Raw genomic sequence first — 12,076 nt, 5'->3', positions numbered from 1 at the left:
CCCCGCCCGCACCGCGGGCTCCGCGCCCCGCCGGCCCGCCGCGCGGACCCGGGCCGGACCGACGCGGCCGCCGGAAACCCCCGGGCCGACGCAGTCGCCGCACCCGTCACAATGGGGCGATGGAGGAGACGGCGGACGGGCCGGTGCCCGTGATCAGGGACGTGGACCAGGGCACCGCCCGGCTGCTGCCCGACGTGGACCGCAGGCGGGCCTGGCTGCTCACCGTGGACGGAGCCCCCCAGTCGTACGTGGACCTCGACGACCCGGAACACCTGGAGTTCGAGTACGTGCGCAGGATCGCCCACGTCCTGGACTGCGCCGCCGCGCCCGGCGAGCCGCTGGACGCCCTCCACCTGGGCGGCGGGGCGCTGACCCTGCCCCGCTACCTCGCCGCGACCCGCCCCGGTTCGCGCCAGCAGGTGGTGGACGCCGACCGGGCGCTGCTGGAGATGGTCGCCGAGCACCTCCCGCTGCCCGGGGACAGCGGGATCACGGTGTGCGCCCGGGACGCCCGCGCCGCCCTGCGGGACCGGCGGCCCGGATCGGTGGACGTGCTGGTCGCCGACGTCTTCGGCGGCTCCCGCGTCCCGGCGCACCTGACCACCCTGCCCTACGCCCGCGCCGCCGCCGGGGCGCTGCGCCCCGGCGGGGTCTACACGGCCAACCTCGCCGACGCCGCGCCGTTCGCCTTCCTCCGCTCCCAGCTCGCCACCTTCGCCGCCGTCTTCGACCACCTGTGCCTGATCGCCGAGCCCGCCGTGCTGCGCGGCCGCCGCTTCGGCAACACCGTGCTGGTCGCCTCCCGCGCCGAACTGCCCGTGGAGCGGCTGGCGCGGCTGGCGGCGGCCGACCCGTTCCCGGCCCGGGTGGCGCACGGCGCCGCGCTGGAGGAGCTCATCGGCGACGCCCGCCCCGTTCAGGAGGCGGACGCCATGCCCTCGCCGGAGCCGCCGGACGGCGCCTTCACGGTCGGCTGACCTTCCGCGGGCGCACCGGAGGCGACGGGCCCCCCGCCGGCCGTCCCGCGCCGGGTGAGGTTCCGCACGTCCGGCACGCACAGCACGGCGGCGGTCAGCAGGACCACCAGGGCCGAGCAGCCCCACAGCGCCGCGGGCCGTCCCACCAGCGCCTCGACCGGCCCGGCCGCGGCGGTGGCGACCGGGACCAGGGCGATGGAGCCCAGCCAGTCGTAGGCCGACACCCGGGAGAACTTCTCCTCGGGCACCTCCTGGTGGAGCGCCGTCATCCAGGTCACCCCGAACACCTCCAGCGTGACACCGGTCGCGAACATCGCCGCGACCAGCCACGCCACCGGGACCGGGACCGCCAGCGCCGCCGAGGGCAGGGCCAGCGGGAAGACGCACAGCGTGCCGGCGAGCAGGATGCGGCGCGGCTTCCAGCGGGTCATCAGCAGACCGCCGAGCACCGTGCCCGCCCCGTAGGCGGCCAGCGCCACGCCCCACGGCTCCGCGCCGCCCAGGTGCTCCTCGGCGACCTGCGGCCCGTAGACCGCCTCGGCCGCCGCGACCACCGCGTTGACGACGGAGAACTGCAGGACGACCGCCCACAGCCACGGCCGTCCCACCACCTCGCGCCAGCCGTCGCGCAGATCGCCGAGCAGGCCGCCGCCCGGCGCGCGGTCGGGCATCCCCCTCAGGTCGAGGAAGGCGCGCAGCGCGCCCGCCACCGCGAAGGCGGCGGCGTCGACGGCCAGCACCCAGCCGGGCCCGACCGCGGCGATCAGCGCGCCGCCGAGCGCCGCACCGCCGATGGACGCGCCGTTCACCCCCATCCGGAAGAGGGCGAAGGCGCGCCCGGCCTGCTCGCCGCGGACGCTGGAGAGCACCATCCCCTCGGCGGCCGGGGCGAAGAACGCGTGCCCGGCGCCGCCCAGCGCGGACAGCACCGCCATCTGCCACAGCTCCGCGCGCCCGGAGATCACCAGCGCCGCGAAGACGCCCTGGGAGAGGCAGTTGAGCGCGTTGGCCGCCACCATCACCCGGTGGCGCGGCAGCCGGTCGGCGACGGCCCCGCCGACGAGGAGGAGGACGACCAGGGGGACGGTGCGGGCCGCGGCCACCAGGCCCACGTCGGTGCCGTCGCCGCCCGAGGCGAGCACGGCGAAGGCCGCCGCGATCAGCGCCCCGGAGTTGCCCAGGCCGGTGATCACGGCGGCGGCGGTCAGCAGTGTGTAGTTGCGGCCCGCCCAGGCGGGACGGGCCGGCCGCGTCGCCCCGCCCCGCTTCCGGTCCGTCAGTCCTCCTCTGCGTAGGGCCGCAGGGTGGAGGTGATCTTGTCGATGGTGGACTGGGGCACCTCGTCCTTGACCCCGGCGTCGGTGACGATCAGCCAGATGCGCAGGTCGTTGGTGCCGTCGATCCAGGACACGGCCACGACCTTGCCGTCGGACTCGCACTTGTTGTTCTTCTTGACGCCGGTGGCCGTGGCGGTGGCGATGTGCCCCTTGATGCCGTGGTCGTTGGAGAACTTCTCGGCCTTGGCGCGCTTGACGGTCTTCTTCTGCTCGCCGTAGGCGAAGTAGACGAAGTTGTCGGCGGCGATCTCCGCGGCCTCGGCGGTGTTGCGGGAGCCCTGGCCGCCCTTGCTGCCGACGACGGCGCGGGTGTACCTGCCGCCGTCGGCCTGGCACCATCCCCGCTTGTAGTAGGCCGGGCCGGTGAAGGCGACCTGCGGCCCGGAGAAGGGGTCGTCCTTGTCCTGCAGGCCGTAGGAGATGAACGTCGACTCCGACGGGTCCACCTGCCACTCGGGCGGCACGTCGAAGGCGTTGTGGTTCTTGGAGTTGGTGACGACCTTCCAGCCGGGGATCACCGGGTCGGGCTTCTCGGGAACGAGGCCGTCGCGCGGGTTGCTGGGGTCGTCCCCCCGGTCGGTCTCCTCCGGCGCGCTCTCCCCGGTGGAGGGTTCGGCGCTCGGCGACGCGGTCGGGCCGCCCTTGGCGGCGGGGGCCTCGTCGTCCCGGAACACGAAGACGCCGGCGACCACGGCGGCGGCGATCACCGCGACGGCCACGACGATGGCGATCGCCGCGGTGCGGCCGCCCTTCCCGCCGCCGCCGCCGTTCTGCGGCGGCTGCGGGGCGCCGGGCATGCCGGGCTGCCCCCACTGACCGCCCGGCTGCGGCTGCTGGTACGGATTGGGCGCCTGGTAACCCGGCTGCTGGTACGGGTTGGGCGCCTGGTACCCGGGCGTCTGGTACGGGTTGGGCTGCTGCGGGTTCTGCCCGCTCCCGGGCTGCTGCTGTCCTGGCCACATGGCCAGAACATTAGAGGCGTCGCCGCGGCGGGGCCACGGCCGCCCCCGTTTCGGTACGGAGCCGGTACACGGCGCCGGTGGAGTACCGGCGGACGGCGGCGCCCCGCCGCTCAGCCCTCGCCGCCCTCCTGCGCCCGCCGGTGCGTACGGGCCAGGTCCCGGTACATCGCCGCGTTCACCCGGATGCCCTCCCGCTCCTCGGCGGTCAGCTCCCGCCTGACGCGGGCGGGCACCCCGGCGACCAGGGAACCGGGCGGGATCTCCATGCCCTGCGGCACCAGGGCGTGCGCCGCCACCAGCGAACCGGCGCCCACCCGTGCGCCGTTGAGGACGGTCGCGCCCATCCCGATCAGCACCTCGTCCTCGACGGTGCAGCCGTGCAGCACCGCGTTGTGGCCCACCGAGACGCGCTCGCCCACGACCGTGGGGAAGCCCGGATCGGCGTGCACGGTGCAGTTGTCCTGGACGTTGCTGTCGGCGCCGACGGCGATCGCGTCGCAGTCGCCGCGCAGCACCGCGTTGTACCAGACGCTCGCGCCCGTGCTCAGCGCCACGTCCCCGACCACCACGGCCGTCGGGGCCACGTACGCCCCCACCGCGACCACCGGTTCCCTGCCGTCCACGCCCGCGATCATCGCCCGCCTCTCCACTGCCGCCTCTCCGTCCTTCCGGCCGGGCCGTTCCCGCGCGCCGCCGCGCCCGGTCCCCGCCGCCGCGCCCCGGGTTCCCGCTTCCGGGTGCCGGGCACCCGTTCCACCGGCACCGTAGCCGGTGGGTGGGGCAAGGATCACAGCACACGGAGCGGTGCGCCGCATCCCCGGGCGTCTACGGTGAGCGGGTGCCCAACCGCAGGAACGTGTTCTCATCCCTGATGTCCCGTGCCCTGTCCCGCAGCGTGCACGCCCTGTGGCGCCACGCGCAGCGGGCGGGCGCGGTCACCGCCGAGCACCCCGGCCCGTACGCCTTCCGCCGGATCGGGGACGGCACCCGGCTGGCCTTCCCCCAGGGCACGCTGTTCGGCACCGAGTGGATCGAGATGGGGGACCACTGCGTGATCGGCGCGGAGGTCACGCTGACCGCCGGGATGATGCCGGACCTCGACCTCGGCCCGGAGACGGTGCTGCGGCTGGGCGACGGGGTGGTCCTCGGCCGCGGCAGCCATGTGGTCGCCGACACCGCCCAGGCCCCGGTGACCATCGGGAACGACGTCTTCTGCGGCCCGTACGTGTACATCACCTCCACCAACCACTCCTACGACGACCCCCACACGCCGATCGGCCGGCAGTGGCCGCGGTCCGCGCCGGTGGAGATCGGCGCGGGCAGCTGGCTGGGCACGGGAGCGGTGGTGCTGCCGGGGGCGCGGCTGGGGCGGAACGTGGTGGTGGCGGCCGGCGCTGTCGTCCGCGGCGAGGTGCCCGACCACGCCGTGGTCGCCGGCGCGCCCGCGAAGGTCGTGCGGCGCTGGGACCCCGAGGAGGGCTGGCTGCCCCCGCTGCGCACCCCGCCGCCCGCCCCGGTCCCCGAGGGCGTCACGTCCGAGCAGCTGCGCGCCCTGGCGGCGTTCGGCACGGCCGGGCCCGAGGCGGGCACACTGGACACGGCGGCCGGCGGCTGACGGAGGACCGGCCGGAGCCGGGGAACCGACGGGGTGCGTACGCGTGAGCGACCGGAACCTGCGACGTCTGCTGCTCTTCGCCGTGCTCCTGCACGGCCTGGCGGTGCTGCTGTACGCGGTCCGCCACCACTGGGCGGGGTGAGGGGCCGACCGGCCGTTCCGCCGGTCCCGCCGGACGGGACTGCTAGCGTGCGGGGCATGCGTGCGCCTCTCGGAGAGTTCACCGACGCCTGGCCGGTGACCGACAAGCTCGACCTGCTGCCCCCGCCCGTCGCCGCCGCGCTGCGCGGCCCCGTCCCGGCCGACGGCGTCGTCTACGTCGACAGCGACCCGGACGACGCGGACACCGCCCGTTTCGGCGAGGTCCACTCCATCCCGCCGGAGCTGTCGGCCAACTGCGTGGTCGTCGCGGGCCGCCGCGGGCAGGAGACCACCCTCGCCGCCTGCGTGGTCCTCGCCCACACCCGCGCCGACGTCAACCGCCTGGTCCGGCGTGAACTGGGCGCCCGCAAGGCGTCGTTCGCCCCCATGGAGACGGCCGTCGGAGAGTCCGGCATGGAGTACGGGGGCATCACCCCGATCGGCCTGCCCGAGGACTGGCCGCTGCTGGTCGACGCGGCCGTCGCCGACGCCGAGTACGTCGTCGTCGGCAGCGGGCGCCGCCGCGGCAAGCTGCTGGTGCCCGGCAAGCTCCTGGCCCGCCTGCCCGGGGCGCGGGTGGTGGAGGGCCTGGGGATTCCGGCGGCCTGAACCCGCGCCGGAATCCCGCGGGCGCTACTCTGCCCGCATGTCGATCCACGATGACCTGCTCGTCGACATCGCCGAGAAGGTGGAGACCGAGCAGAGCAACCAGATGCCTCTGACCGTCGTGGTGCCCGGCGCGGTCATCACCGGCAGGCTGGCACCCGAGGCCGTCTGGAAGGCCCGGGTGGCCGAGGTCCTGCGGGACTCGGAGCGGCTGAAGCCGTTCGCCGAGTTGTTCGAGCCCGCCGGGCCGGACGCCCGCCGGAGCGGGGAGCGCCGCCGGCCCACCCATCTGCACCTGCACCTCGCCCGCATCCTCCAGGGAAGCTACGGCCTCCCCGACACCGGGGGGATGTACCGCGTCGCCATCGACGAGGTGAGCAGCTGGACCCTCGGAGAGCTCAGCTACTCCGACGAGTGAGAGGCGCCCGGGGCGGCCGGCCGGACCCGGCCGGCCGCCCCGGGCGTGTCCGTCCCGCCGCCCCGCTCAGCCCAGCCGCGGGATCTCGATCGCCGGGCAGCGGTCCATCACCATGTCCAGTCCGGCGGCGCGGACGCGTCCGTACGCCGCCTCGTCGACCACGCCGAGCTGGAACCAGACCGCCTTGGCCCCGATGGCCACCGCCTCGTCCGCGACGCCGCCCGCCAGCTCGGAGTTGACGAACACGTCCACCACGTCGACGGGGAAGGGGATCTCGGCCAGGGAGGCGTATCCCTTCTCGCCGTGCACCGTCTCCGCCTTGGGGTGGACGGGCACGATCCGCTTGCCGAAGCGCTGGAGCACCTCGGCCACGCCCCAGGCGGCGCGGCTCCGGTTGGACGACAGGCCGACCACGGCCCAGGTGTCGCCGCTCCCGGTCAGGATCCTGCGGACTGTCTCTGCGTCTCCGTACATGTCCCGGTCAACCGGGGCCCGGGCCGGGGCATTCCCGCGCGTTTTCGCGGCGTCACCGCCCGGCGTCCGGCGGGGCGGGCAGCCTCGCCTCCACCTCGATCTCGATCCTCATCCGCGGGTCGGCGAGCCCGCACACCTGCATGGTGGCGGCCGGGCGGATCCCGCCGAAGTGGCGGCGCAGGACGGGCCAGCACGGCTCGAAGTCCTCGCGGCGCGGCAGCAGGTACCGCACCCGGACCACGTCGGCCAGGGTGCAGCCCGCCTCGGCGAGCGCGGCCCCGATGTTCCGCAGGCACTGCTCGGCCTGCTCCACCACGCCGTCGGGGATCGTCATGGTCGCGTAGTCGAAGCCGGTCGTCCCGGAGACGTGCACCCGGTCGCCGTCGACCACCGCCCGGGCGTAGCCGATCTCCTCCTCGAAGACGGAGCCGCTCAGGATCGTTCGCCGCTGTGTCATGGACACGGACGCTATGCCGTCGGAGGGGGCGCGTCCACCCTCCCCGGGGCCCGCCCCCGCGGGGACCGGGGGACTGATCTAGGCTGGGCCGGGTGCGGGAGCAGTATGTGACGGTCGCCGGCGAGGGCGTCCACGAGACCGAGGTGAACCGGTCGCGCTTCATCTGCTCGCTCGCCCCGGCCGCCACCGAGGAGGAGGCGCAGGCGTTCGTCGCGCGGATCCGCGCCCGGCACGCGGACGCCACCCACAACTGCTGGGCCTACGTCATCGGCGCCGACGCCGGGGTGCAGAAGGCCAGTGACGACGGGGAGCCCGGCGGCACGGCCGGGACGCCCATGCTCCAGATGCTGCTGCGGCGCGAGGTCCGCTACGCCGCCGTCGTCGTCACGCGGTACTTCGGCGGGGTCAAGCTGGGCGCGGGCGGGCTGATCCGCGCTTACGGAGGCGCGGTCGGCGAGGCCCTGGACGCCGTGGGCACCGTCGTCCGGCGGCGGATGAGGCTGGTCACGGTCACGGTGGACCACCAGCGGGCGGGCCGGCTGGAGAACGACCTGCGCACCGGCGGACGGGACGTGCGGGACGTCCACTACGGCGCCGAGGTCGCCATCGAGGTCGGCCTGCCCGAGGCCGAGGTCGACGGCTTCCGCGCCTGGCTCGCCGACGCCACCGCGGGAACCGCCCGTCTGGAACTGGGCGGCGAGGCGTACGGGACCGCGTAGGGCGCCCGCGCCCGCCGCGGACCCGGGGCCCGCGCGGGCGCCCCGGCCCCCCGAACGCCCGATTCCCCCGTACGGGACAGCGCGCCCCCCGGGACGTGCCACAATCCAGATCATGACCCACGGGGGCGACGGAGGGACACACGTGCGGGGCGGAGCGGGCCGTTGAGACTGCTGCACACCTCCGACTGGCATCTGGGGCGGAGCTTCCACCGGGTGAACCTGCTGTCCGCCCAGGCGGCCTTCGTCGACCACCTGGTGGAGACGGCGCGGCGGGAGCGCGTCGACGCGGTGCTCGTCGCCGGCGACGTCTACGACCGGGCGGTGCCGCCGCTGGCCGCCGTCGAACTCTTCGACGACGCCCTCCACCGCCTCGCCGCCCTCGGCGTGCCGACGATCATGATCTCCGGCAACCACGACTCGGCCCGCCGGCTGGGGGTGGGCGCCGGACTCATCGAACGGGCCGGCGTCCACCTGCGCACCGACCCCGCCGGCTGCGCCACCCCCGTCGTCCTGGCCGACGAGCACGGCGAGGTCGCCTTCTACGGGCTGCCCTACCTGGAACCCGCCCTGGTCAAGGACGTCCTGGGGGTGGAGAGGGCCGGCCACGCGGCGGTGCTGGGCGCCGCCATGGACCGGGTCCGCGCCGACCTGGCCACCCGTCCGCCCGGCACCCGCTCCGTCGTCCTCGCCCACGCCTTCGTCACCGGGGGCGAGCCCTCCGACAGTGAACGGGACATCACCGTCGGCGGTGTCGCGTCCGTCCCGATCGGCGTCTTCGACGGCGTGGACTACGTGGCGCTGGGCCACCTGCACGGCTGCCAGACCCTCGCCGAACGCGTCCGCTACTCCGGCTCGCCGCTCGCCTACTCCTTCTCCGAGACCCACCACCGCAAGTCGGTCTGGCTGGTGGACCTCGGGCCCCGCGGCGAGGTGAGCGCCGAACGCGTCGACTGCCCGGTGCCCCGCCCGCTGGCCCGCGTCCGCGGACGCCTGGAGGACCTCCTCGCCGACCCCGCCCTGGAACGCCACGAGCAGGCGTGGGTGGAGGCCACCCTCACCGACCCGGTCCGCCCGCGCGAGCCGATGGCCCGGCTCGCCGCCCGCTTCCCCCACGTCCTCACCCTCGTCTTCGACCCGGAACGGCCCCCGGAGGACACCTCCCTCTCCTACGGGCGGCGCCTCCGCGACCGCACCGACCAGCAGATCCTGGAGGGCTTCGTCTCCCACGTCCGGGGCGGGGAGGGGCCCGACGAGCGCGAACGCGACCTGCTGGGCCGGGCCCTGGACGCCGTGCGCGCCGAGGAAGCCCGCACGGAGGCGCCCCGATGAGACTGCACCGGCTCACCGTCACCGCCTTCGGGCCGTTCGGCGGCACCCAGACGGTCGACTTCGACGAACTCTCCGCCGCCGGGCTGTTCCTGCTGCACGGCCCCACCGGCGCGGGCAAGACCTCCGTGCTGGACGCCGTCTGCTACGCCCTCTACAACGAGGTGCCCGGCGTCCGCCAGAACCCCGGCCAGCGCCGGCTGCGCAGCGACCACGCCGACCCGCACACCCCCACCGAAGTGGTCCTCGACCTCACCGTCGGCGGACGGCGGCTGGAGATCACCCGGCGGCCCGAGCAGCAGCGCCCCAAGAGGCGCGGCACCGGGCTGACCACCGACAAGGCCCAGTCCTGGCTGCGCGAGTACGACGCCGCCGCCGGCGCCTGGAAGGCGCTCAGCCGGTCCCACCAGGAGATCGGCGAGGAGATCAGGCAGCTCATGGGCATGAGCCGCGAGCAGTTCTGCCAGGTCGTCCTGCTGCCGCAGGGCGACTTCGCGCGCTTCCTGCGGGCCGGGGCGGAGGACCGCGCCAAACTGCTCGGCCACCTGTTCGACACCCGGCGCTTCGCCGCCGTCGAGAGGCACCTGGCGGAACTGCGCACCGCCGCGCAGCACCGGGTGCGCGACGCCGACGAACGACTCCTCGCGCTGGCCCACCGCATGCGGCAGGCCGCCGGGACCGCCTCCGAACCGGACGGCGCCCCGTTCGAGGACCTCTCGCCCGGGGACCCAGGCCTGGCCGGCGCCGTGCTGGAATGGGCCGCCCTGGCCCGCTCCACCGCCCGGGAGCGGCTGGACGCCGCCGCCTCGGCACGCCGCCTCGCCGAGACGGCCCACGCCGCCGCCCAGCGGGATCTGGAGGAGGCCCGGGAGCTGGACCGCCGCCGGCGGCGCCACGCGGCCGCCCGGCAGCGCGCCGAGGCCCTGGCCGCCGGGGCGGAGGAGCACCGCAGGGACCGCGCCCGGCTGGAGAGGGCCCGCGCCGCCGAGACCGTGGCGCCCGTCCTGGAGGCGCGCGAGAGGGCCGAGGCCGAGCACCGCCGCACGGCGCTCGCCGAGGAGCGGGCCCGCGAGCTGCTCCCCGCCGACGTCGCCCAGGCCTCCGCGGAGCGGCTCGCCGAACTCGAACGCGCCGCCCGCCAGGAACTGGGCGCCCTGGACGCCGCCCGGCACGCCGAGGAGCGCAGCGCCCGCCTCGCCGACGAACTCGCCGCCCTGGAACGGGAGTCGGGCGCGGACGAGGACCTGCTGCGCGAGGCGGACGAGTGGCTGGCCGGCTGGGAGGCCACCCGCGACGCCCACCAACGGCGCGTGGACGCCGCCGCCGAGGCCGCGTCCCGCGCCGAGCAGCTCGCCCGGCGGCTCGACACCGTCCGGCGGCAGTGGGAGGCCGCCCGCCGCCGGGACTCCCTCAGCCGGGAGGAGACCGCCGCCCGGGCCGAACTGCTGGAGGCCCACGAGCGGGCGCTGGCCGCCAAACAGGACTGGCTGGACGTCAGGGCACGGCGGCTGGACGGCATCGCGGCCGAACTCGCCGGCGAACTGAGCGACGGCACGCCGTGCATGGTGTGCGGCTCGCCCGACCACCCCGCCCCGGCCCGCCCCGGCGCGCGGCACGTCGACCGGCAGGCCGAGGACGCGGCCCTGGAGCGCCACCGGCGCGCCGAGGAGGCGCACCACCGGGCCGAGCGGCGGCTGGACTCCCTCCGGGAGAGGCTGGCCCTGGCCGTGGAGGAGGCGGGGGAGACGCCCGCGGCCGAGCTGGCGGAGCGGACGGCCGGACTGGAGGCCGAGTACGCCGCCGCCCGCCGGACCGCCGCCGACGCGGCCGACGCCCGCGCGGCCTTCGACCGGATCCTGCGCGAGCACGAGGCCCGCCGGGCCGCCCGGCAGGAGGCCGAACGCCGGACGGCCTCCCGCACCTCCACACGCGACGCGCTGCTGAGGGAGCGCTCCGAGCTGGAGGAGCAGGTCGCCCGGGCCCGGGGCGGGGCCGTCTCCGTGGCCCGCCGCGCCGGCGAACTGGAGCGCCGAGCCGCCCTGCTGGCAGCCGCGGCCGAGGCGGCCTCGGCCGCCGAGGCCGCCGCGCGGCGCCTGAAGGAGGCCGACGCGCGGCTCGCGGACGCCGCCTGGCGCGCGGGGTTCGACACCCCCCAGGCCGCCGCCGACGCCCGGCTCGCCGACCACGAGCAGCGCCTGCTGCAGCGCCGCGTCGACGACCGGCAGGCCGAGGAGGCGGCCGTCGCGGCCGAACTCGCCGACCCCGAACTGGCCGGTGCCGCCGCCCTCCCGCCCGCCGGCACCGCCGGGGCCGAGGCCGCCCTGGAGGCGGCCGTGGCGCGGCTGAACGCGGCCGTCGCCGCCGACGCCGAGGCCCGCCGCCGCTGTGAGGAACTCGACCGCCTCTCCGCCCGCGCCCTGGCCGACGCCCGGGACCTCGCCCCGCTGCGCGAGGAGTACGACCGCGTCGCCCGGCTCGCCGGACTGGCCGCCGGAACCTCCGCGGAGAACGAGCGCAGGATGCGCCTGGAGTCCTACGTCCTGGCCGCCCGGCTGGAACAGGTCGCCGCGGCCGCCACCGCCCGTCTGACGCGCATGTCCGGCGGCCGCTACACCCTGGTCCACTCCGACGCGCGGGGCTCCGGCCGGGGCCGCTCCGGCCTGGGCCTGCACGTCGTCGACGCCTGGACCGGCATCGAACGCGACACCGCCACCCTCTCCGGCGGGGAGACGTTCTTCGCCTCGCTCGCCCTCGCGCTCGGCCTCGCCGACGTCGTCACGGAGGAGGCGGGCGGACTGCGCCTGGACACCCTCTTCATCGACGAGGGGTTCGGCAGCCTGGACGACCAGACCCTCGACGAGGTGCTGGACGTGCTGGACTCCCTGCGGGAGCGGGACCGCAGCGTCGGCATCGTCAGCCACGTCGCCGACCTGCGCCGGCGCATCCCGGTCCAGCTGGAGGTGGTCAAGGGCCGGGCCGGCTCGGTCGTCCGCCACCGCGGGCCGAAAACCGGGTGACGCCCGCACCGCCGGTCCGCGAGCATC

At 76.2% G+C, this 12,076-nt stretch carries 12 protein-coding genes; 7 read left to right on the top strand and 5 right to left on the bottom strand.

What is annotated here, in order from left to right; genetic code table 11:
- Nucleotides 1-119 precede the first annotated feature (119 nt).
- A complete protein-coding gene (locus ABD358_RS08690; protein WP_344630285.1) occupies nt 120-977 on the top strand; it encodes a spermidine synthase in 858 nt (285 codons plus the stop codon).
- Here ABD358_RS08690 and ABD358_RS08685 read toward each other — a convergent pair.
- The 3 genes from ABD358_RS08685 to ABD358_RS08675 form a co-directional block, all read right to left on the bottom strand.
- Nucleotides 917-2,257: an MFS transporter gene (locus tag ABD358_RS08685; RefSeq protein ID WP_344630364.1), complete on the bottom strand. Its 1,341-nt coding sequence runs from the start codon at nt 2,255-2,257 to the stop codon at nt 917-919. The two genes, ABD358_RS08690 and ABD358_RS08685, sit on opposite strands and share 61 nt — an antisense overlap.
- Nucleotides 2,254-3,276: a DUF8017 domain-containing protein gene (locus tag ABD358_RS08680; RefSeq protein ID WP_344630284.1), complete on the bottom strand. Its 1,023-nt coding sequence runs from the start codon at nt 3,274-3,276 to the stop codon at nt 2,254-2,256. Before ABD358_RS08680 ends, ABD358_RS08685 begins: the two co-directional genes overlap by 4 nt.
- Nucleotides 3,277-3,386: 110 nt before the next feature.
- Complete coding sequence (locus tag ABD358_RS08675) at nt 3,387-3,911, bottom strand: gamma carbonic anhydrase family protein (protein WP_344630363.1); 525 nt, start codon at nt 3,909-3,911, stop codon at nt 3,387-3,389.
- A 236-nt stretch (nt 3,912-4,147) separates the two neighbouring features.
- On the opposite strand from ABD358_RS08675, the gene ABD358_RS08670 reads away from it, so the two are divergent.
- From ABD358_RS08670 to ABD358_RS08660, 3 genes are all read left to right on the top strand, one after another.
- Complete coding sequence (locus tag ABD358_RS08670; protein WP_344630362.1) at nt 4,148-4,891, top strand: acyltransferase; 744 nt, start codon at nt 4,148-4,150, stop codon at nt 4,889-4,891.
- Between the two features lie 198 nt (nt 4,892-5,089).
- Nucleotides 5,090-5,641 (top strand): YbaK/EbsC family protein, encoded by a 552-nt coding sequence (locus ABD358_RS08665; RefSeq protein WP_344630283.1) that lies wholly within the window; start codon nt 5,090-5,092, stop codon nt 5,639-5,641.
- A gap of 37 nt (nt 5,642-5,678) precedes the next feature.
- The gene (locus tag ABD358_RS08660) at nt 5,679-6,056 is read left to right on the top strand and encodes a hypothetical protein (protein WP_344630282.1); all 378 of its coding nucleotides are present in this window, start codon (nt 5,679-5,681) and stop codon (nt 6,054-6,056) included.
- Between the two features lie 66 nt (nt 6,057-6,122).
- Here ABD358_RS08660 and ABD358_RS08655 read toward each other — a convergent pair whose 3' ends face one another.
- Nucleotides 6,123-6,530 (bottom strand): CoA-binding protein, encoded by a 408-nt coding sequence (locus tag ABD358_RS08655; RefSeq protein WP_344630281.1) that lies wholly within the window; start codon nt 6,528-6,530, stop codon nt 6,123-6,125.
- A gap of 52 nt (nt 6,531-6,582) precedes the next feature.
- The gene (locus ABD358_RS08650; RefSeq protein ID WP_344630280.1) at nt 6,583-6,987 is read right to left on the bottom strand and encodes a RidA family protein; all 405 of its coding nucleotides are present in this window, start codon (nt 6,985-6,987) and stop codon (nt 6,583-6,585) included.
- A gap of 92 nt (nt 6,988-7,079) precedes the next feature.
- Here ABD358_RS08650 and ABD358_RS08645 point away from each other — a divergent pair, with 92 nt between their 5' ends.
- The 3 genes from ABD358_RS08645 (at nt 7,080) to ABD358_RS08635 (ending at nt 12,049) form a co-directional block, all read left to right on the top strand.
- Complete coding sequence (locus tag ABD358_RS08645) at nt 7,080-7,706, top strand: YigZ family protein (protein WP_344630279.1); 627 nt, start codon at nt 7,080-7,082, stop codon at nt 7,704-7,706.
- A gap of 162 nt (nt 7,707-7,868) precedes the next feature.
- On the top strand, nt 7,869-9,035 hold the full coding sequence (locus ABD358_RS08640) for an exonuclease SbcCD subunit D (protein ID WP_344630278.1): 1,167 nt from the start codon (nt 7,869-7,871) through the stop codon (nt 9,033-9,035).
- Nucleotides 9,032-12,049, top strand: a complete 3,018-nt coding sequence (locus tag ABD358_RS08635; protein ID WP_344630277.1) for an AAA family ATPase — start codon at nt 9,032-9,034, stop codon at nt 12,047-12,049. The genes ABD358_RS08640 and ABD358_RS08635 overlap by 4 nt, the downstream gene beginning before the upstream one ends.
- Nucleotides 12,050-12,076: the final 27 nt, after the last annotated feature.

It is taken from the genome of Streptomyces glaucosporus (assembly GCF_039533345.1).
Classification (GTDB): Bacteria; Actinomycetota; Actinomycetes; order Streptomycetales; family Streptomycetaceae; genus Streptomyces; species Streptomyces glaucosporus.
This window is presented reverse-complemented; position numbering and strand designations above follow the sequence as displayed.

What these genes read in the sequence shown, in the direction of transcription:
- ABD358_RS08690 (WP_344630285.1), top strand. Translation starts at nt 120, where the DNA reads ATGGAGGAGACGGCGGACGGGCCGGTGCCCGTGATCAGGGACGTGGAC.
- ABD358_RS08680 (WP_344630284.1), bottom strand. Translation starts at nt 3,276, where the DNA reads ATGTGGCCAGGACAGCAGCAGCCCGGGAGCGGGCAGAACCCGCAGCAG.
- ABD358_RS08675 (WP_344630363.1), bottom strand. Translation starts at nt 3,911, where the DNA reads ATGATCGCGGGCGTGGACGGCAGGGAACCGGTGGTCGCGGTGGGGGCG.
- ABD358_RS08670 (WP_344630362.1), top strand. Translation starts at nt 4,148, where the DNA reads ATGTCCCGTGCCCTGTCCCGCAGCGTGCACGCCCTGTGGCGCCACGCG.
- ABD358_RS08665 (WP_344630283.1), top strand. Translation starts at nt 5,090, where the DNA reads ATGCGTGCGCCTCTCGGAGAGTTCACCGACGCCTGGCCGGTGACCGAC.
- ABD358_RS08660 (WP_344630282.1), top strand. Translation starts at nt 5,679, where the DNA reads ATGTCGATCCACGATGACCTGCTCGTCGACATCGCCGAGAAGGTGGAG.
- ABD358_RS08655 (WP_344630281.1), bottom strand. Translation starts at nt 6,530, where the DNA reads ATGTACGGAGACGCAGAGACAGTCCGCAGGATCCTGACCGGGAGCGGC.
- ABD358_RS08650 (WP_344630280.1), bottom strand. Translation starts at nt 6,987, where the DNA reads ATGACACAGCGGCGAACGATCCTGAGCGGCTCCGTCTTCGAGGAGGAG.
- ABD358_RS08635 (WP_344630277.1), top strand. Translation starts at nt 9,032, where the DNA reads ATGAGACTGCACCGGCTCACCGTCACCGCCTTCGGGCCGTTCGGCGGC.